General features: G+C 51.0%; 20 protein-coding genes. 6 read left to right on the forward strand and 14 right to left on the reverse strand.

Features of this window, described 5'->3' with window-relative positions:
* Positions 1-9: 9 nt before the first annotated feature.
* The 4 genes from QUE74_RS14845 to yfbV form a co-directional block, all read right to left on the reverse strand.
* The gene (locus QUE74_RS14845) at positions 10-1,842 is read right to left on the reverse strand and encodes an SLC13 family permease (RefSeq protein WP_001012899.1); all 1,833 of its coding nucleotides are present in this window, start codon (positions 1,840-1,842) and stop codon (positions 10-12) included.
* Between the two features lie 86 nt (positions 1,843-1,928).
* The gene (hxpA, locus tag QUE74_RS14850) at positions 1,929-2,579 is read right to left on the reverse strand and encodes a hexitol phosphatase HxpA (protein WP_001203411.1); all 651 of its coding nucleotides are present in this window, start codon (positions 2,577-2,579) and stop codon (positions 1,929-1,931) included.
* A 10-nt stretch (positions 2,580-2,589) separates the two neighbouring features.
* Positions 2,590-3,084, reverse strand: a complete 495-nt coding sequence (locus QUE74_RS14855; RefSeq protein WP_000426124.1) for a YfbU family protein — start codon at positions 3,082-3,084, stop codon at positions 2,590-2,592.
* An 82-nt stretch (positions 3,085-3,166) separates the two neighbouring features.
* Positions 3,167-3,622 (reverse strand): terminus macrodomain insulation protein YfbV, encoded by a 456-nt coding sequence (gene yfbV / locus QUE74_RS14860; protein WP_000106627.1) that lies wholly within the window; start codon positions 3,620-3,622, stop codon positions 3,167-3,169.
* A gap of 337 nt (positions 3,623-3,959) precedes the next feature.
* On the opposite strand from yfbV, the gene ackA reads away from it, so the two are divergent.
* From ackA to yfcC, 3 genes are all read left to right on the forward strand, one after another.
* Complete coding sequence (ackA, locus tag QUE74_RS14865) at positions 3,960-5,162, forward strand: acetate kinase (protein ID WP_000095712.1); 1,203 nt, start codon at positions 3,960-3,962, stop codon at positions 5,160-5,162.
* Between the two features lie 74 nt (positions 5,163-5,236).
* The gene (pta, locus tag QUE74_RS14870) at positions 5,237-7,381 is read left to right on the forward strand and encodes a phosphate acetyltransferase (RefSeq protein ID WP_000086716.1); all 2,145 of its coding nucleotides are present in this window, start codon (positions 5,237-5,239) and stop codon (positions 7,379-7,381) included.
* A 189-nt stretch (positions 7,382-7,570) separates the two neighbouring features.
* Complete coding sequence (gene yfcC, locus QUE74_RS14875) at positions 7,571-9,091, forward strand: putative basic amino acid antiporter YfcC (RefSeq protein WP_001274485.1); 1,521 nt, start codon at positions 7,571-7,573, stop codon at positions 9,089-9,091.
* Between the two features lie 32 nt (positions 9,092-9,123).
* On the opposite strand, the gene yfcD is transcribed toward yfcC, so the two are convergent.
* From yfcD to yfcF, 3 genes are read right to left on the reverse strand one after another with little or no spacing between them, the layout of a single operon-like run.
* The gene (gene yfcD / locus QUE74_RS14880) at positions 9,124-9,666 is read right to left on the reverse strand and encodes an NUDIX hydrolase YfcD (protein ID WP_000437935.1); all 543 of its coding nucleotides are present in this window, start codon (positions 9,664-9,666) and stop codon (positions 9,124-9,126) included.
* Between the two features lie 57 nt (positions 9,667-9,723).
* A complete protein-coding gene (yfcE, locus tag QUE74_RS14885; protein ID WP_001353067.1) occupies positions 9,724-10,275 on the reverse strand; it encodes a phosphodiesterase in 552 nt (183 codons plus the stop codon).
* A gap of 55 nt (positions 10,276-10,330) precedes the next feature.
* Positions 10,331-10,975 (reverse strand): glutathione transferase, encoded by a 645-nt coding sequence (yfcF, locus tag QUE74_RS14890; RefSeq protein ID WP_000042434.1) that lies wholly within the window; start codon positions 10,973-10,975, stop codon positions 10,331-10,333.
* A 138-nt stretch (positions 10,976-11,113) separates the two neighbouring features.
* Here yfcF and yfcG point away from each other — a divergent pair, with 138 nt between their 5' ends.
* Genes yfcG through QUE74_RS14905 form a run of 3 tightly spaced genes read left to right on the forward strand, consistent with a single transcriptional unit; the run spans position 11,114 to position 13,094 of the window.
* Positions 11,114-11,761: a GSH-dependent disulfide bond oxidoreductase gene (yfcG, locus tag QUE74_RS14895; protein ID WP_000566496.1), complete on the forward strand. Its 648-nt coding sequence runs from the start codon at positions 11,114-11,116 to the stop codon at positions 11,759-11,761.
* Between the two features lie 56 nt (positions 11,762-11,817).
* Positions 11,818-12,180, forward strand: coding sequence for a dihydroneopterin triphosphate 2'-epimerase (folX, locus tag QUE74_RS14900; protein ID WP_000068457.1), 363 nt, complete (start codon positions 11,818-11,820; stop codon positions 12,178-12,180).
* Between the two features lie 20 nt (positions 12,181-12,200).
* Positions 12,201-13,094, forward strand: a complete 894-nt coding sequence (locus tag QUE74_RS14905; RefSeq protein WP_001028329.1) for a TIGR01777 family oxidoreductase — start codon at positions 12,201-12,203, stop codon at positions 13,092-13,094.
* 47 nt (positions 13,095-13,141) lie between these two features.
* Here the strand turns inward: QUE74_RS14905 and rpnB are convergent, their stop codons facing one another.
* The 7 genes from rpnB to ubiX all read right to left on the reverse strand — a co-directional run bounded on the left by rpnB (position 13,142) and on the right by ubiX (position 19,114).
* On the reverse strand, positions 13,142-14,032 hold the full coding sequence (rpnB, locus tag QUE74_RS14910; protein WP_000156136.1) for a recombination-promoting nuclease RpnB: 891 nt from the start codon (positions 14,030-14,032) through the stop codon (positions 13,142-13,144).
* 195 nt (positions 14,033-14,227) lie between these two features.
* Positions 14,228-15,001, reverse strand: a complete 774-nt coding sequence (gene hisP, locus QUE74_RS14915) for a histidine ABC transporter ATP-binding protein HisP (protein ID WP_001293612.1) — start codon at positions 14,999-15,001, stop codon at positions 14,228-14,230.
* A 7-nt stretch (positions 15,002-15,008) separates the two neighbouring features.
* Positions 15,009-15,725, reverse strand: coding sequence for an ABC transporter permease (locus tag QUE74_RS14920; RefSeq protein ID WP_000569957.1), 717 nt, complete (start codon positions 15,723-15,725; stop codon positions 15,009-15,011).
* The gene (gene hisQ / locus QUE74_RS14925; RefSeq protein WP_000965505.1) at positions 15,722-16,408 is read right to left on the reverse strand and encodes a histidine ABC transporter permease HisQ; all 687 of its coding nucleotides are present in this window, start codon (positions 16,406-16,408) and stop codon (positions 15,722-15,724) included. Before hisQ ends, QUE74_RS14920 begins: the two co-directional genes overlap by 4 nt.
* 89 nt (positions 16,409-16,497) lie before the next feature.
* Positions 16,498-17,280 carry a histidine ABC transporter substrate-binding protein HisJ gene (hisJ, locus tag QUE74_RS14930; protein WP_096093620.1) on the reverse strand — a complete coding sequence of 261 codons (783 nt, stop codon included), beginning with the start codon at positions 17,278-17,280 and terminating at the stop codon, positions 16,498-16,500.
* A 217-nt stretch (positions 17,281-17,497) separates the two neighbouring features.
* Positions 17,498-18,280, reverse strand: coding sequence for a lysine/arginine/ornithine ABC transporter substrate-binding protein ArgT (gene argT / locus QUE74_RS14935; protein ID WP_286331492.1), 783 nt, complete (start codon positions 18,278-18,280; stop codon positions 17,498-17,500).
* Between the two features lie 264 nt (positions 18,281-18,544).
* Positions 18,545-19,114: a flavin prenyltransferase UbiX gene (ubiX, locus tag QUE74_RS14940; protein ID WP_000825697.1), complete on the reverse strand. Its 570-nt coding sequence runs from the start codon at positions 19,112-19,114 to the stop codon at positions 18,545-18,547.
* Between the last annotated feature and the right edge of the window lie 74 nt (positions 19,115-19,188).

The raw sequence follows: 19,188 nt of genomic DNA on the forward strand, positions 1-19,188 counted from the left end.
AGGCTCTTGTCAAAACGGAAACAGCATCGGGATCATCACCACACAAACCGCCATCACGATAATGGTGAACGGTACCCCCAACTTCACAAAGTCACTGAAGCTGTAATTTCCCGGGCCTAAAACCAGTGTGTTAACAGGTGAAGAAACCGGTGTCATAAAGGCGGCGGATGCTGCCATCGCCACGACCATCGCAAATGGATAAGGCGACACACCCATCGTTTTGGCAGCAGCCAGCGCAATCGGAGCCATCAACACCGCCGTTGCGGTATTAGAGATAAATAGCCCAATAACCGCCGACAAGACAAACAAACAACCCAGCATCATATGTGGCCCATAACCGCCGCCAATGTCCATCAGCCCTTTCACTGCCAGCGCGACACCTCCCGTTTTCTGTAATGCCACAGCAAACGGCATCATCCCAACGATCAAAATAATGCTCGGCCAGTGAATGGATTTATAGGCGCTTTCAGCATCGATACAACGGAATTTCCCCATCAGCAGGCAGGCGATGATAGCGGCAACAGGATTAGGGATTTCATCGGTAAGCATTAACGCTACCATCAACACCAGGCAAAAAATGGCATGAGGTGCCTGACTGTGTGCTGGCGATGCTTCACTCACTTCTTCTGGTAAGTTCAGCGCCACAAAGTCACGCCCCTGTTTTGCCAGCATACCGATCAGTTTCCAGTTACCCACAACCAGGATGATATCGCCCAGCAGCAGAGGCTCATCCGCCAGCGAACCTTCCAGCGCCACGCCATTGCGCTTTAGCCCCACCACATTCAGTCCGTAACGGGTACGAAAACCAATTTCGCGCACCGATTTGCCAATAAGTTCTGACTCAGGAATTAATGAAATCTCTGCCATGCCCACATCAAGGGCTTGATCAGAAAAATACTCGCCGCGCAGTACCATCGGCTCCAGCAATTGCTCACTACAGAATTGCCGGAGATCGACATCAGCCGCAGACATATCAATAAGTAAAACGTCACGCGCGCGAAATTCAGAAACCCCGTTAACATTCACGATAACGCGACGAAAACGCCGCCAGCGTTCAACACCGATGACGTTAGCACCATAACGCTCACGTAATTTGAGATCATCCAGCCGTTGACCAATCATTGGCGAACCGGGGCGAATAGCCAGGCGACGCGCACGCCCGGTAAGTCGATATTCACGGATAAGATCGCGAAAAGTTCGACGCGTCCAGCCTTCGCGTTGCGGAGTTTGGGTATCCCCTTTCAGCATGAAACGCATCACTAACATATACAAAATACCCAGCACCAGCACGACCAGGCCAATAGGTGTTACGCTAAAGAAACTAAAACCATGATAGCCTTCACGCAGCAATTCACTGTTGACTACCAGGTTCGGCGGCGTCGCCACCAGCGTCATCATGCCGCTTATCAGCCCGGCAAAACTTAACGGCATCATCAGGCGCGACGGCGACGTTTGCATACGCATGGCAACGCTTAACACCACGGGAATAAAGATAGCGACAACGCCGGTTGAACTCATAAACGCGCCAAGCCCCGCGACGGTCAGCATCAACAAAACCAACATTTTGATTTCACTGTTGCCTGCCACTTTGACCAGCCATGTCCCCATTACGGTGGCCACACCGGTACGGACCAAACCATCGCCAATAATGAACAAGGCGGCAATCAGGACAACGTTAGGATCGGAAAAGCCGGAAAATACTTCGGGGACCGTCAGCGTTCCGCTTAATGCAAACGCGACAATAACAAACAAAGCGACCGCATCCATACGCACTCTGCCCGTCGCAAACAAGACGATGGCAACGGCCAGTAATGAAAGAACCCAAATCAATTCACCGTTCACAACTTATCCTTGTTAATTGAGGGGGATGACTTGATTCTGCCATAAAAAAGCCCCGACGAGACGGGGCTAAATCATGATCAGGTGTTTCACTGAATAATAACATCACCATTTGGCTGTTTGATCACAGTAATTTGCTCCAGACTGTGGAGGACTAAATCGACCTCATTCAGGCGCGGGGTATCTGCCGGAGCGTTAACCGCAATTACATGACAACCCGCCGCCAGGCCTGAAAGCACGCCAGCGGGAGCATCTTCCACCACCACACACTCTTGCGGCGCAAGCCCCAACAACTGCGCGCCTAAGAGATACGCATCAGGCTCTGGTTTTCCGCGCTTCACCCGCTCAGCGGTCACAAACACCTCTGGCGCGGGAAGTCCGGCTATTTTGTGGCGCGCTCGCGCTACGGGCATGGAGCCAGACGTCACAATGGCCCATGGAATCCCCACTTTATTCAGATGATTGAGTAAAGCGACTGCCCCCGGAAGTGCGGTAATACCTTCGGTTTCCGTGGCCTCGATTTGCTCCAGACGCGTAAATTCGGCAGCAATGTCTGCCTCGGATTTGCCCACCATAAAATGGCGCAAAGAGGTGATGGCCTGTTTACCGTGAATGAAAGCCAGCACCTCTTCCGGCGCTAACCCATGACGTCTGGCCCAGTTGCTCCACGCCCGTTCTACCGCAGGCAGGGAGTCCACCAGCGTTCCATCAAGATCAAACAGAAAACCTTTGCACCGCACATGGGCCTCCTCAGGCGTTGATAATTTGATTAATTTCGTTGGCGCTCAGATGGTACTGACGCGGGCAGGCATGCCACACATTAAGCATACGCTGATATTTTTCCCACATTGGCGTCTGGGCGTTAAAACCGTGAGTTCCGGCGTCAAAATGGGTATAGCGCCCCTCCACGTTAACCATAAAGCGCACATAACCGAGGTAACGTGCTTCAGTGGCGGCGTCAAAGCCAAGGAAGGTGACACGACGTTCATCGATGGATTGCTGGTCCTGCAAATTAGACCAGGAAACATGCAACGCATGATACATCTCCATAATGTCGATGATAGTGCGGCAGGTTTCTTCTTTCAGCTCGCCAAACTCGCGATCCAGCTCACGCATCTGTAATCCATAACCACGCTCAATGATTGTTTGCAGGCGACGGTAACGTTCAGCATTTGCCGGATCGAGCATAGTCATCATCTTGTACTGGTTAGACAAAATAAGACGTTGCGCGTTGGTCATTTCCATTGTTGACTCCTGTATCACTCTACTACGGTGAAAAAAAAGAAGGCTGAGTATGCCTTCTTTTATATGCGTAATCAGGGGTCAATTACAAATCATCAAGGAAAGTTTTATCCAGTTGTTTGAAGGCGCGCTTAAGCGTGTCAGCTAATGCCTGGTAATCAGGCTTACCTTCAACGGGTGCCAACACCTGTCCAGACTCTTGCAATTTACCGCGAACTTCATAAAACCAGTTAAGGATTGCAGGAGGTAATGGCGTTACAGAACGCTTGCCCAGCCACCATAGTCCTTGCATGGGTAAACTTAAGGCGAACAGCGCAGTGGCAACTGCCGGGCCCAGCTGACCGCCCAGGGCAATCTGCCAGCAGAGAGTAAATACGGCGATTGGCGGCATAAAACGGATCGCATAGCGCGTCATCTTGATAACGCGATTTTCGACAAAGACCGGGGCAAGGCGTTTTTCCAGCGGCCACGTCTTTGAGTAATGCTGTCCCCGGCGAAACAAGCTAAAAAAATTAACAGAACGATTATCCGGCGTTGACATGCTTCACCTCAACTTCACATATAAAGATTCAAAAATTTGTGCAAATTCACAACTCAGCGGGACAACGTTCAAAACATTTTGTCTTCCATACCCACTATCAGGTATCCTTTAGCAGCCTGAAGGCCTAAGTAGTACATATTCATTGAGTCGTCAAATTCATATACATTATGCCATTGGCTGAAAATTACGCAAAATGGCATAGACTCAAGATATTTCTTCCATCATGCAAAAAAAATTTGCAGTGCATGATGTTAATCATAAATGTCAGTGTCATCATGCGCTACGCTCTATGGCTCCCTGACGTTTTTTTAGCCACGTATCAATTATAGGTACTTCCATGTCGAGTAAGTTAGTACTGGTTCTGAACTGCGGTAGTTCTTCACTGAAATTTGCAATCATCGATGCAGTGAATGGTGAAGAGTACCTTTCTGGTTTAGCCGAATGTTTCCACCTGCCCGAAGCACGTATCAAATGGAAAATGGACGGCAATAAACAGGAAGCGGCTTTAGGTGCAGGCGCCGCTCACAGCGAAGCGCTCAACTTTATCGTTAATACTATTCTGGCACAAAAACCAGAACTGTCTGCGCAGCTGACCGCTATCGGTCACCGTATCGTACACGGCGGCGAAAAGTATACCAGCTCCGTAGTGATCGATGAGTCTGTTATTCAGGGTATCAAAGATGCAGCTTCTTTTGCACCGCTGCACAACCCGGCTCACCTGATCGGTATCGAAGAAGCACTGAAATCTTTCCCTCAGCTGAAAGACAAAAACGTTGCTGTATTTGACACCGCGTTCCACCAGACTATGCCGGAAGAGTCTTACCTCTACGCCCTGCCGTACAACCTGTACAAAGAGCATGGCATCCGTCGTTACGGCGCGCACGGCACCAGCCACTTCTATGTAACCCAGGAAGCGGCAAAAATGCTGAACAAACCGGTAGAAGAGCTGAACATCATCACCTGCCACCTGGGTAACGGTGGTTCCGTTTCTGCTATCCGCAACGGTAAATGCGTTGACACCTCTATGGGTCTGACCCCGCTGGAAGGTCTGGTAATGGGTACTCGCTCTGGCGATATCGATCCTGCGATCATCTTCCACCTGCACGACACTCTGGGCATGAGCGTTGACGCAATCAACAAAATGCTGACCAAAGAGTCTGGCCTGCTGGGTCTGACCGAAGTCACCAGCGACTGCCGTTATGTTGAAGACAACTACGCGACAAAAGAAGACGCGAAGCGCGCAATGGACGTTTACTGCCACCGTCTGGCGAAATACATCGGTGCCTACACCGCGCTGATGGATGGTCGTCTGGACGCTGTTGTATTCACCGGTGGTATCGGTGAAAATGCCGCGATGGTTCGTGAACTGTCTCTGGGCAAACTGGGCGTGCTGGGCTTTGAAGTTGATCATGAGCGCAACCTGGCTGCACGTTTCGGCAAATCTGGTTTCATCAACAAAGAAGGCACCCGCCCTGCTGTTGTGATCCCGACCAACGAAGAGCTGGTTATCGCGCAAGACGCCTGCCGCTTGACCGCCTGATTCCACACCGCCAGCTCAGCTGGCGGTGCTGTTTTGTAACCCGCCAAACCGGCGGTAACGAAAGAGGATAAACCGTGTCCCGTATTATTATGCTGATCCCTACCGGAACCAGCGTCGGTCTGACCAGCGTCAGCCTTGGCGTGATCCGTGCAATGGAACGCAAAGGCGTTCGTCTGAGCGTTTTCAAACCTATCGCTCAGCCGCGTACCGGTGGCGATGCGCCCGATCAGACCACGACTATCGTGCGTGCGAACTCTTCCACCACGACAGCCGCTGAACCGCTGAAAATGAGCTACGTTGAAGGTCTGCTTTCCAGCAATCAGAAAGATGTGCTGATGGAAGAGATCGTCGCGAACTACCACGCTAACACCAAAGACGCTGAAGTCGTTCTGGTTGAAGGTCTGGTCCCGACACGTAAGCATCAGTTTGCCCAGTCTCTGAACTACGAAATTGCTAAAACGCTGAACGCGGAAATCGTCTTCGTTATGTCTCAGGGCACTGACACCCCGGAACAGCTGAAAGAGCGTATCGAACTGACTCGCAACAGCTTCGGTGGTGCAAAAAACACCAACATCACTGGCGTTATCGTTAACAAACTGAACGCACCGGTTGATGAACAGGGTCGTACTCGCCCGGATCTGTCCGAGATTTTCGACGACTCTTCCAAAGCAAAAGTAAACAATGTTGATCCGGCGAAGCTGCAAGAATCCAGCCCGCTGCCGGTTCTCGGCGCGGTGCCGTGGAGCTTTGATCTGATCGCGACCCGTGCGATCGATATGGCTCGCCACCTGAACGCCACCATCATCAACGAAGGCGATATCAACACTCGTCGCGTGAAATCTGTCACTTTCTGCGCACGCAGCATTCCGCACATGCTGGAGCACTTCCGTGCCGGTTCTCTGCTGGTAACTTCCGCAGACCGTCCTGACGTACTGGTTGCAGCTTGCCTGGCTGCCATGAACGGCGTAGAAATCGGTGCCCTGCTGCTGACTGGCGGCTACGAAATGGACGCGCGCATTTCCAAACTGTGCGAGCGCGCTTTCGCTACCGGCCTGCCGGTATTTATGGTGAACACTAACACCTGGCAGACTTCTCTGAGCCTGCAGAGCTTCAACCTCGAAGTTCCGGTTGACGATCACGAGCGTATCGAGAAAGTTCAGGAATACGTTGCTAACTACATCAACGCTGACTGGATTGACTCTCTGACTGCCACCTCTGAGCGCAGCCGTCGTCTGTCTCCGCCAGCCTTCCGTTATCAGCTGACCGAACTGGCGCGCAAAGCGGGCAAACGTATCGTGCTGCCGGAAGGCGACGAACCGCGTACCGTTAAAGCAGCCGCTATCTGTGCTGAACGTGGTATCGCAACTTGCGTACTGCTGGGTAACCCGGCTGAGATCAACCGCGTTGCAGCATCTCAGGGCGTAGAACTGGGTGCTGGCATTGAAATTGTCGATCCAGAAGTGGTTCGCGAAAGCTATGTTGGCCGCCTGGTTGAACTGCGTAAGAACAAAGGCATGACCGAAACCGTTGCCCGCGAACAGCTGGAAGACAACGTGGTTCTCGGTACGCTGATGCTGGAACAGGATGAAGTTGACGGTCTGGTTTCCGGTGCTGTTCACACCACCGCAAACACCATTCGTCCGCCGCTGCAGCTGATCAAAACTGCACCGGGTAGCTCCCTGGTATCTTCCGTGTTCTTCATGCTGCTGCCGGAACAGGTTTACGTTTACGGTGACTGTGCGATCAACCCGGATCCGACCGCAGAACAGCTGGCAGAAATCGCGATTCAGTCCGCTGATTCCGCCGCTGCCTTCGGTATCGAACCGCGCGTTGCAATGCTCTCCTACTCCACCGGTACTTCTGGTGCAGGTAGCGACGTAGAGAAAGTTCGCGAAGCAACTCGTCTGGCGCAGGAAAAACGTCCTGACCTGATGATCGACGGTCCGCTGCAGTACGACGCTGCGGTAATGGCTGACGTTGCGAAATCCAAAGCGCCGAATTCTCCGGTTGCTGGTCGCGCTACCGTGTTCATCTTCCCGGATCTGAACACCGGTAACACGACTTACAAAGCGGTACAACGTTCTGCCGATCTGATCTCCATCGGGCCGATGCTGCAGGGTATGCGCAAGCCGGTTAACGATCTGTCCCGTGGCGCACTGGTTGACGATATCGTCTACACCATCGCGCTGACTGCGATTCAGTCTGCACAGCAGCAGTAATCTCGTCATCATCCGCAGCTTTGCGCTGCGGATACCTGAACCGGAAATAGTCACTATTTCCGGTTTTTTATTCTCTTAATTTGCATTAATCCTTTCTGATTATCTTGCTTAACTGCGCTGCATCAATGAATTGCGCCATCTCACTTTGCATACTTACCACTTTGTTTTGTGCAAGGGAATATCTGCGCTATGTCCGCAATCACTGAATCCAAACCAACCAGAAGATGGGCAATGCCCGATACGCTGGTGATTATCTTTTTTGTTGCTATTTTAACCAGCCTTGCCACCTGGGTAGTTCCGGTGGGGATGTTTGACAGTCAGGAAGTGCAGTATCAGGTTGATGGTCAAACAAAAACACGCAAAGTCGTAGATCCGCACTCATTTCGCATTCTGACTAACGAGGCGGGCGAACCTGAGTATCACCGCGTGCAACTGTTCTCGACGGGCGATGAACGCCCGGGCCTGATGAATTTCCCGTTTGAAGGATTAACCTCAGGATCGAAATACGGGACAGCCGTTGGCATCATCATGTTTATGCTGGTGATTGGCGGCGCGTTTGGCATCGTGATGCGTACAGGAACCATTGATAACGGCATCCTGGCACTTATTCGGCATACACGCGGGAATGAAATTCTCTTTATCCCTGCCTTGTTTATTCTCTTTTCACTTGGCGGCGCGGTATTTGGTATGGGGGAAGAGGCCGTCGCCTTTGCCATTATCATCGCACCGCTAATGGTCCGGCTGGGCTATGACAGTATTACCACCGTCCTGGTGACTTATATCGCCACGCAAATCGGTTTTGCCAGTTCGTGGATGAACCCGTTTTGTGTGGTTGTTGCTCAGGGGATCGCTGGTGTTCCGGTGCTTTCTGGCTCCGGTTTGCGCATCGTGGTATGGGTAATCTCTACTCTGATTGGTCTGGTCTTCACTATGGTGTACGCCTCGCGGGTGAAAAAGAATCCGCTGTTGTCACGCGTTCATGAGTCTGATCGTTTCTTCCGCGAAAAACAGGCGGATGTAGAACAGCGTCCATTTACCTTTGGTGACTGGCTGGTATTGATTGTTTTAACCGCCGTCATGATCTGGGTAATTTGGGGCGTTATCGTCAATGCCTGGTTTATTCCAGAAATAGCCAGCCAGTTCTTCACGATGGGGCTAGTAATTGGCATCATCGGCGTTGTTTTCCGCCTAAACGGTATGACGGTTAATACCATGGCTTCATCCTTCACCGAAGGGGCGCGAATGATGATCGCCCCTGCCCTACTGGTGGGTTTCGCCAAAGGGATTTTGTTGCTGGTCGGTAACGGTGAAGCGGGTGATGCCAGTGTGTTAAATACCATTCTAAACAGCATTGCCAATGCCATTAGCGGTCTGGATAACGCAGTTGCAGCCTGGTTTATGTTGCTATTCCAGGCGGTATTTAATTTCTTCGTGACATCCGGTTCTGGTCAGGCGGCGTTAACCATGCCGTTACTGGCACCGCTTGGCGATCTGGTCGGTGTTAACCGTCAGGTTACCGTGCTGGCGTTCCAGTTTGGTGATGGCTTCAGTCACATCATTTACCCGACCTCAGCTTCGTTAATGGCGACGCTCGGTGTGTGCCGGGTGGACTTCCGTAACTGGCTGAAGGTGGGCGCGACACTGCTTGGACTGCTGTTTATTATGTCCAGCGTCGTGGTTATCGGTGCTCAGTTGATGGGCTACCACTAAAAATGTTAAGAGCCGCAATTGCGGCTCTTTTTTCATTCTGCCGTTTCAGTCTCTACGGCTTCATTTTTGGCATTGCGCTTCATCCACAACGCCAGCGCTTTCAGCGAGTCTGGAGTGAACTCATCGCAGCGTGCGGTGATTTCTTCCGGCGTCAGCCAGCAAACTTCACTGACTTCATCTTCCTGTAGGGCGAAGGGACCGTGCGAGACACAACTGAACAACGCGCCCCAGACACGGCAATTTTTATCTTCGAAATAGAACTGCCCGTGCTCGGCAAAGGGGACACCGGCAATGCCCAACTCTTCTTCCGCTTCGCGACGCGCTGACTCCAGCAGTTGCTCATCGGCCTGGACCACACCGCCTGCGGTCGCATCTAACATGCCGGGTAAAAAGTCTTTTGTCTCGGTACGACGCTGGACCAGAATTTTGCCCATGCCATCATGCACGACGATGTAAGTTGCACGATGACGCAGACACTGTGCCCGCATTTGTTCCCGGCTGGCTTGTGCAATGACTTCATTCTCTTCATTGACAATATCCACCCATTCAGTACTTGCCAAACGACGCTGTTCCATTATCAGGAAACCTTCTTTTTCTGGCGCTCTTACGGCGCATTTTGAGTTGTGGGTAAATTACGGATTAATCGCGACCTGCGCAATGATACTTTGATCATTGAGTGCGATTACACTCAGTACGTCATTATCCAGCATGCCATAACTCGCCGGATTACCGCCTTTCGGAATACTCACCGAGCCGGGGTTGAAGTGGAATATCTCCCCCCGCTGTTCTGCCACTGGCAAATGGGTATGACCGTACACCAGCACATCGTTCTGGTTTAAAGCGGGCAGATTTTCCGGACCAAATAGATGACCATGCGTCAAAAACAGACGTTGTTTTTCCAGTAATACCTGTTGCCACGGCGCGGTTATCGGGAAATGCAGCAGCATTTGGTCCACTTCGCTGTCGCAGTTGCCGCGCACAGCGATAACTTTATGTGCCACGTCATTAAGCCGTTCGGCGACTTTGGCTGGCGCGTAACCCTCCGGTAAAGCATTACGCGGGCCGTGATTCAACACGTCACCAAGGATCACCAGCCACTGGGCACCGCTTTGGGCAAACAACTCCAGAACACGTTCCGTCGCCGGTAACGACCCATGAATGTCCGATGCAAACATCAGTTTCATCACTCACTCCTCGTCGAAAAAACGTAAGCTATGATACTGGATTCTGTCGTTGCTATCAGCCAGATTGCTTCGCCGAAAGAGCAATAAAACGCTGGACAGACGCTCGCTGCCACTGGAATGTCGCATAATCCACCAGGCGTTCCGGCACCTCATCGCCATGTAGTACCAGGCGGTTAATCATTAGCGCCAGATCAGTATCAGCAATGCACCATTCACCAAATAAATTCGGCTGACCCAGTGCTAACAAATGTTCTGCCATCGCGAACAGTTTCTCTGCACTGGCTTTTCCCTGCGCCGTCAGTGGCGCTTTTTTCGCACCCGCAAAGACAACATCCGTCGGACGTTCTTCGCGGATGGGCATCAGATCGCTACGCAGCCAGGCCTGAATCTGTCGTGCACGCGCACGATTTTCTATATCAAGCGGATAAATACGTTCCCAGGTCGGTGGCGCAAAACGATCTTCCAGATACTCCGCAATGGCAGAAGATTCACTCAACTCAAAATCATCGATTTGTAATAACGGCACACGGCGTGTCTGACCGTAACCTTGCCACGTCGGCTGCAAATGTTCACCGCTGTCGAGGTCGATGGTCTTGATATGAAACGACAGGCCTTTTTCCTGCAACGCCACCCAGGCGGATAACACATAAGGGGAGAAAAAATGGGCATCTGACCAGAGCGTGATAGCGGGTTTACTCATTATGTCCTCGGCAATAAAGGGGGGGGCTAACTATCAAACTATAGAGCCTTTTTGTCACTGTCACGTGACGAATACTCACGCAAGTCGCCGCGCTTTCTATACTTGTGGTGTTCAGATGATTAGACAACCGGAGCTGCAATGATCGATCTCTATTTCGCCCCGACGCCAAATGGTCACAAAATTACGTTGTTTCTCGAAGAGGCAGGACTGGATTATCGCTTGATTAAGGTAGACCTGGGGAAAGGTGGCCAGTTTCGCCCGGAATTTTTGCGCATTTCGCCTAACAACAAAATTCCGGCAATTGTTGATCATTCCCCAGCCGATGGCGGCGAACCGTTAAGCCTCTTTGAGTCCGGGGCCATATTGTTGTATCTGGCGGAGAAAACGGGACTCTTTTTAAGTCATGAAATGCGTGAACGCGCCACCACATTACAGTGGCTATTCTGGCAGGTAGGCGGGCTGGGGCCGATGCTTGGGCAAAATCATCATTTTAATCACGCTGCACCACAAACCATTCCTTACGCTATTGAACGTTATCAAGTTGAAACTCAGCGTCTGTATCACGTGCTGAACAAGCGGCTGGAAAACTCGCCCTGGTTGGGCGGAGAAAACTACAGCATTGCGGATATTGCCTGCTGGCCGTGGGTTAATGCCTGGACTCGCCAGCGCATTGACCTCGCAATGTATCCTGCAGTTAAGAACTGGCATGAGCGGATCCGTTCGCGCCCTGCCACCGGGCAGGCACTGCTAAAAGCACAACTCAGTGATGAGCGTTCGGATAGTTAACAGAAACAGGTTCTCGTGTATTATTTAATCCTAAGTAAAACAACGGAGAACCTGCAATGGCACAACCTGCCGCTATTATTCGTATAAAGAACCTTCGTTTACGTACGTTTATCGGAATTAAGGAAGAAGAAATTAACAACCGTCAGGATATAGTTATCAACGTGACGATCCACTACCCCGCCGATAAAGCGCGCACCAGCGAAGATATCAACGATGCGCTGAATTATCGCACCGTAACGAAAAACATTATTCAGCACGTAGAGAATAACCGTTTCTCTTTGCTGGAGAAATTAACTCAGGATGTGCTCGATATCGCACGTGAACATCACTGGGTAACGTATGCTGAAGTAGAGATCGATAAACTGCACGCGCTGCGCTACGCTGATTCGGTATCCATGACCTTAAGCTGGCAGCGTTAACCGCCATATCGGGAGGCTGCATGAACATAGTGATCACCGGAGGGACGGGATTAATTGGTCGCCATTTGATTCCACGTTTGCTGGAGCTGGGCCATCAAATCACGGTAGTGACACGTAACCCGCAGAAAGCCAGTTCCGTTCTCGGCCCCCGGGTGACACTATGGCAAGGGCTTGCAGATCAAAGCAACCTCAATGGCGTTGATGCGGTAATCAACCTGGCTGGAGAACCGATTGCCGATAAACGCTGGACTCACGAGCAAAAAGATCGTCTCTGCCAAAGCCGCTGGAATATCACGCAAAAACTGGTCGATCTAATTAATGCCAGCGACACGCCGCCGTCGGTACTCATTTCCGGTTCGGCAACGGGCTATTATGGCGACTTAGGTGAAGTGGTGGTTACTGAAGAGGAACCGCCGCATAACGAATTTACCCATAAACTCTGCGCTCGTTGGGAAGAGATTGCCTGTCGGGCGCAAAGCGACAAAACACGTGTGTGCCTGCTGCGTACCGGCGTGGTGCTGGCACCGGACGGCGGGATCCTCGGTAAAATGCTGCCGCCGTTTCGTCTTGGCCTGGGCGGGCCGATTGGCTCCGGTCGGCAGTATCTGGCCTGGATTCATATCGATGATATGGTCAACGGTATTCTCTGGCTGCTGGATAACGAGCTGCGCGGGCCGTTTAATATGGTTTCGCCCTACCCGGTACGCAATGAACAATTTGCCCATGCGCTCGGTCATGCGCTGCATCGCCCGGCCATTTTGCGCGTCCCCGCGACCGCTATTCGACTGTTAATGGGCGAATCTTCAGTACTGGTATTAGGTGGACAACGAGCATTGCCTAAACGGCTGGAAGAAGCGGGTTTTGCGTTTCGCTGGTACGATTTAGAAGAGGCGCTGGCGGATGTTGTTCACTGATGTGGTGTACTGCAAACATCCGCCAGTTAATTCCCGGTGTTACAGGATTAGTGGCTTTGCGCGATAAGGTCGTCTGGTGAAAGTCGGGTCAGCGTCAGGATGACTTCGTGGTCAAATCCTTTTTCCAGCATCTCCTGAGCAATACGCAGAGCTTCTTCGTGTTTGCCCTGCATTGCGCCTTCTTCACGTAATCTGTCAGCAATGGTCATCAGTTTCTCCTTTTCTTGTGGTGCGCGTTCTGTTATCTCACCAATAAATGCACGGAAACGCTGGGCATCTCCCGTTTGTAATACGTAATTAAACAGGGCTTTTAGCTGTCTGTCATTAGTGTTCCCTGTAACTAGCAGCGAAACAATTTGGTCGACTAATCCCAACAGATCGCGCTGACGAATATGTTTCTGAATTAACTCCAACAGCGCCATTTTGCGATGTTGCATAATCTCGTCATCCGGCACCACGGTAATATCCACCAGCGGAAATGCTGATGAATATATTTTGCGGGCTATCGCAGGCTCGGCAAATTCATCAAGCCAGCAGAGTGAATAAGGATAAGGGCTACTGCAACCATGATAAAATAGCATGGGGATCACCAATGGAAGCTCTTTATAGCCTGCATCCAGATGGTTTTGCATCGCCGCGATGGAATAGCGCATCATGCGAAAAGCCATTAATTCCTCCGGCTTACTTTGGTGCTCTATCACCACATAAATATAACCCGCTCCCTCCTGCGTTTTCACAGACCACAAGAGGTCGGAATAATATTGCCGCAGGTCTTCATCAATAAAACTGTTTGGTTCCAGTTTGAGCGTCGTTAAATCACACAGTTTGCGCAGCGGCGCGGGAAGATGAATATCAATAAAATCCCGCGCGGTGTCTGGATGGCGTAAAAAAGATTTAAATACCGCATCATGCGGCGTGGAAGTTGTCGATATTGTCATGGCGTTCCGTCACCCCTCAAATTTAAGATGACGCGACAATAACCACGATTTACACCCAATGCAGCAGGCAGTTTTTATCTTTGGAGAGCGAATTCAGAAGTATTTTTAGCGGACTGCAACTTTTACATTTCAGCGGAAGCGGACTCGCAAATTCCCCATGAAATACTCCGGCAGCGTTAGCCACCGGAGAGGGAATTATTTCAGCGATCCCTTAAGGAACTGTTGCAGACGAGGGCTTTGCGGGTTGCCAAATAACTGCTCCGGCGCGCCCTCTTCCTCTATTTTCCCCTGATGGAGAAAAATGACGTGAGTAGAAACATGGCGAGCAAAGCCCATTTCGTGAGTCACCACCACCATGGTTTTTCCCTCTTCTGCCAGTTGCTGCATAATCCGCAGCACTTCGCCTACCAGTTCAGGATCGAGCGCCGAGGTAGGTTCATCAAACAGTAAAACTTCCGGTTCCATCGCCAGCGCCCGCGCGATGGAAACACGCTGTTGCTGACCACCGGACAGATGCACCGGGTATTTCCCCTGCGCACGTTCGTCTATCCCGACTTTCGCCAGATACTTCACCGCCCGCTCGCGCGCTTCCTGCTTGCTCAGGCCTAACACCTGAATCGGCGCTTCCATGACGTTTTCCAGCACCGTCATATGGCTCCAGAGATTGAAGTGCTGGAATACCATCGTCAGGCGTGTGCGCAGTAAGCGCAGCTGATTTTTATCGGCGACTTTGAGTTGACCGTCTTTATCGCGCACCAGATTGATCGTCTGGCCGTTAACGACGATCGATCCTTCGCTCGGTTTTTCGAGGAAGTTAATGCAGCGCAGAAAGGTACTTTTCCCCGATCCCGACGATCCGATGATACTTATGACATCACCGGCATTCGCTTGCAGTGAGACCCCTTTCAGCACTTCGTGTTCGCCGTAGCGTTTGTGCAAATCGATAACGTTTAATTTATTCTCGGACATCGTATTCTCAGTGCGTTGAAGAAGGTTTCACATGCTGCAACCAGCGTTTTTCCGCTTTGCGGAACAGACTGATCAGGACATAAGAGATGATTAAATAGAGCACCGCGGCGATACCGAAAGCGGTAAAAGGTTGATACGTGGCGGCGTTAATATCACGGGCTATTTTCAGCAGATCCGGCACCGTGGCCGTAAACGCCAGAGCAGTAGAGTGCAGCATCAGGATTACTTCATTGCTGTAGGCCGGTAACGCAATACGCAGCGCTGAAGGCAAAATAATGCAGCGATACATTTTAAAGGTCGAAAAGCCATAGGCTCTGGCGGCTTCAATTTCTCCGTGCGGTACCGAACGGATTGCTCCGGCAAAAATCTCGGTGGTGTAAGCACAGGTGTTAAGCGTCAGCGCCAGCACAGTACAATTCAGGCCACTGCGGAAAAAGGCGTTAAGGAACTCGGTACCCTTAACAATCTCCAGCGTGTACATGCCGGAATAGAACACCAGCAATTGAACATACAGCGGTGTACCGCGAAAAATATAAGTAAATAACCAGATTGGAAACTGGATGTATTTATTGCTGGAGACGCGACCAATCGCCAGAAACAGCGCCAGAACTCCACCTATCACAACCGACAAAATCAGCAACCAAAGGGTAATCGCCACACCGGTAAAGCGATAACCGTCGGTCCACAACAGCGGTTTCCAGTATTCATGTAAGATTTCGATCACAGGTCAGCCCTCTTCACACCCACGGAGTAGCGGCGCTCAAGGAACAGCAGCACACCATTGGAAACGGTGGTGAAAACCAGGTAAATCACGCCACAGACGATGGCGAAATAGAACGGTTCCCATGTACTTTTGCCTGCCAGTTGCGTGGCTTTGACCACATCTTCCAGGCCGAGTAACGAAACCAGAGCGGTAGATTTGAGGATCACCTGCCAGTTGTTGCCGATGCCTGGCAGAGCGTAACGCATCATCGCCGGAAACATAATCCGCCGAAACACTTGCCCACGAGTAAAACCGAACGCCGTCGCCGCCTCTATATGCCCTTTCGGCACTGCCATAAACGCGCCACGGAACGTTTCGGTGAAGTAAGCACCGTAGATAAAACCGAGAGTGATAATACCTGCGACCATCGGATCAATATCAATCTGCCCGACGCCCATCGCCTCCGTCACCGTGTTTAGTGCAATCTGCAAACCGTAGAAAATCAGCAGCATCAACACTAAATCCGGCACGCCACGAATCAGCGTGGTATACCCTTCAAAAATGAGCCCCGAAAACCGATTTTGCGAGAGCTTACCGCCAGCGCCAATTAAACCAATGATTACAGCGAGCACTACAGAGCTGATAGCCAGCTCCAGCGTGACGAGCGCACCCTGTAAAATAACACCTGAAAACCCATACAACATGCTGCCTGTCCTGTCGTGTGTGGTGAATTACCGCCTCTTGTCTCCCTCCGGTTACCCGAAGGGAGCGGGCTTTCTTTCACCGATGGCGATTAACCACCATAAACATCAAAATCGAAGTACTTTTTCGCTAATTTCTCGTAAGTACCGTCAGCGCGCATTTCGGCAAAGGCTTTGTTCAGTGCCTCGCGCAATTCGTTATCTTCTTTACGCAGACCCATGCCGGTCCCTACGCCAAACAGTTTTTCATCTTTAACAGACGGGCCACCGAATTTGTAATCTTTACCAACGGGTTGTTTGAGGAAACCTTCGCTGGCGGCGACCTCATCCTGGAATGCGGCATCAATACGTCCGGCAGTCAGGTCAGAATAAATGTTGTCCTGCCCCTGATAAGAGACGATTTCAATGCCTTTTGGTGCCCAGTGTTCGTTACCGAACGTCTCCTGGGTGGTGCCCTGCAATACGCCTACGCGCTTGCCTTTCAGCGACTCGACTGTCGGCTGAATGTCGGAATTTTTCGCCACTACCAGACGAGAATCGGCAGCGTACAGTTTGTCGGTGAAGGCAATTTCTTGCTGACGTTTTTCCGTAATGGAAAGCGATGACATGATGGCGTCAATCTTCTTCGCTTTTAAGGACGGGATTAACGCATCCAGTGGGTTTTCGACAAACGTACATTGCGTATTGATGCGTTTGCACAACTCCTTTGCCAGATCGATATCGAAGCCAACCAGTTCACCTTGTGAATTTTTTGATTCAAATGGCGCATAGGTCGGATCGGTACCGACGCGGATGTTTTGCGGAATCGCAGCAAACGCCGCCGTTGCGCTGGAGAAGGCCAGAACCAGAGAGAGCGATAGCACCAGTTTTTTCATAATGTCCTCAACTGACAGTCTTTTTATAGGGAATATTTACAGGTTTGTTACACTTATCGTGCCATAAAATTGACCATCAAGGCAAAATATCCCGCCCCGTTAGACGTATTATTTTTCATTAAAAATGCTTAAGTATGCATTTTAATGCACCACGATAGTGCAACAAACCTGGCGTGCACCATGATCATTCCATCAGGTACAGCTTCCCTGCGACGTATCAGTCACCGTAGACATTAAAGTCGAAATACTTTTTCGCCATCTTGTCGTAGGTGCCGTCCTGACGCAGCTCGCCAAGCGCCTTATTAAACGCAGCCGTCAGTTCAGCATCATCTTTACGTAGCCCGACACCGGTGCCGTCACCGAAGTATTTTTTGTCTTTCACTGAAGGGCCTGCAAAAGCGAAATCTTTACCGGCAGGTTGCTTGAGGAAACCTTCGCTGGCAGCAACCTCATCTTGCAGAGCGGCATCCAGGCGTCCTGCAGCCAGATCGGAATAGACCAAATCCTGGTTAGCATAGGCCACCACATCGACACCCTTACTGCGCCAGTTATCATTGGCATACGCTTCCTGGGTTGATCCCTGCAGCACACCAACATGTTTACCTTTCAGTGAATCCAGCGTTGGCTGAATCGGTGAACCTTTGGCAGCAATCAGACGAGAGTCTGCGGCGTACAGTTTGTCGGAGAAGGCAATCTCCTGCTGACGTTTATCCGTAATGGAGAGCGACGAAATAATGGCGTCGATCTTTTTCGCTTTCAGTGAGGGGATCAGCGCGTCAAAGTCACTGGCAACCCAGGTACATTTCACCTGCATCCGTTTGCACATCTCGTTACCGAGATCGATATCAAAGCCAACAAAGTCACCTTTGGCATCTTTCGATGAGAACGGTGCATAGGTGGTATCCGTTCCGATACGTACCGTCTCCGGCAGCGCCGCGTAGCTGGAAGCTGCTGCGGAAATCCCGACAAACAAAGACAGAGCGAGAATCGACTTCTTCATACATAACCCTCAAGTGAAATGGCTTTTTTATGTTGTGTATTGTGTTGTGTGTTTGCAGGCTCGTTCATGCAGGTCTTATGCCATCTTGACGACAACAGTAACATCCAACGTTAAATATGTTAATAAGACGTTGCATTATTGTCCTGAAGTTGAAGATAGCAGGTATGGCGGTTGGATCGCAGCGTTTCGATTGAATGGCAGGAACAAAATGTTGAGGATTTGATCGCGGTTGCAAAATTGCCCTGAAACAGGGCAACAGCGGAGTTATGCGCCCTGCCAGCGGGCAAAGAGATCTTCGGGTAGATTTATCGCAAACTGGTCAAGAACACGGTTAACCGTCTGATTTATCACATCATCAAGGGATTGTGGGCGATGATAAAATGCCGGAACGGGAGGCATAATTACCGCACCGATTTCTGCCGCCTGAGTCATTAAACGCAGATGGCCTAAGTGCAATGGTGTTTCACGCACGCAGAGCACCAGCGGGCGACGCTCTTTCAGCACAACATCTGCCGCACGGGTCAGTAAACCATCCGTATAGCTATGGACAATGCCGGACAGGGTTTTGATTGAACAGGGTAAAATCACCATCCCCAACGTCTGGAAAGAACCAGAAGAGATGCTGGCGGCAATATCGCGCGCATCGTGCGTGACATCGGCTAATGCCTGCACATCACGCAGGGAGAAATCCGTTTCAAGGGATAAGGTCTGGCGCGCCGCCTGGCTCATTACCAGATGCGTTTCGATATCTGTGACATCGCGCAGAACCTGTAATAATCGTACGCCATAAATCGCGCCGCTGGCACCGCTGATGCCTACAATGAGTCGTTTCATAAATAGTTGCCCTGTCAGACTTGCAGGCAGACTTTGCAGGATTTCAGCGGGAGTTGCAAGTCAGGGTGCCAGAC

Source organism: Escherichia sp. 10290 (assembly GCF_030295155.1).
Lineage (GTDB): Bacteria > Pseudomonadota > Gammaproteobacteria > Enterobacterales > Enterobacteriaceae > Escherichia > Escherichia coli_F.

Excerpts from the sequence above, each read along its gene's own strand:
- hisP (WP_001293612.1), bottom strand. The coding sequence starts at position 15,001 with ATGTCCGAGAATAAATTAAACGTTATCGATTTGCACAAACGCTACGGC.
- rpnB (WP_000156136.1), bottom strand. The coding sequence starts at position 14,032 with ATGACAATATCGACAACTTCCACGCCGCATGATGCGGTATTTAAATCT.
- QUE74_RS14855 (WP_000426124.1), bottom strand. The coding sequence starts at position 3,084 with ATGGAAATGACCAACGCGCAACGTCTTATTTTGTCTAACCAGTACAAG.
- yfcC (WP_001274485.1), top strand. The coding sequence starts at position 7,571 with ATGTCCGCAATCACTGAATCCAAACCAACCAGAAGATGGGCAATGCCC.
- ackA (WP_000095712.1), top strand. The coding sequence starts at position 3,960 with ATGTCGAGTAAGTTAGTACTGGTTCTGAACTGCGGTAGTTCTTCACTG.
- hisJ (WP_096093620.1), bottom strand. The coding sequence starts at position 17,280 with ATGAAAAAACTGGTGCTATCGCTCTCTCTGGTTCTGGCCTTCTCCAGC.
- QUE74_RS14905 (WP_001028329.1), top strand. The coding sequence starts at position 12,201 with ATGAACATAGTGATCACCGGAGGGACGGGATTAATTGGTCGCCATTTG.
- yfcD (WP_000437935.1), bottom strand. The coding sequence starts at position 9,666 with ATGGAACAGCGTCGTTTGGCAAGTACTGAATGGGTGGATATTGTCAAT.
- yfcE (WP_001353067.1), bottom strand. The coding sequence starts at position 10,275 with ATGAAACTGATGTTTGCATCGGACATTCATGGGTCGTTACCGGCGACG.
- yfbV (WP_000106627.1), bottom strand. The coding sequence starts at position 3,622 with ATGTCAACGCCGGATAATCGTTCTGTTAATTTTTTTAGCTTGTTTCGC.
- yfcG (WP_000566496.1), top strand. The coding sequence starts at position 11,114 with ATGATCGATCTCTATTTCGCCCCGACGCCAAATGGTCACAAAATTACG.
- yfcF (WP_000042434.1), bottom strand. The coding sequence starts at position 10,975 with ATGAGTAAACCCGCTATCACGCTCTGGTCAGATGCCCATTTTTTCTCC.
- folX (WP_000068457.1), top strand. The coding sequence starts at position 11,818 with ATGGCACAACCTGCCGCTATTATTCGTATAAAGAACCTTCGTTTACGT.
- hisQ (WP_000965505.1), bottom strand. The coding sequence starts at position 16,408 with ATGTTGTATGGGTTTTCAGGTGTTATTTTACAGGGTGCGCTCGTCACG.
- ubiX (WP_000825697.1), bottom strand. The coding sequence starts at position 19,114 with ATGAAACGACTCATTGTAGGCATCAGCGGTGCCAGCGGCGCGATTTAT.
- argT (WP_286331492.1), bottom strand. The coding sequence starts at position 18,280 with ATGAAGAAGTCGATTCTCGCTCTGTCTTTGTTTGTCGGGATTTCCGCA.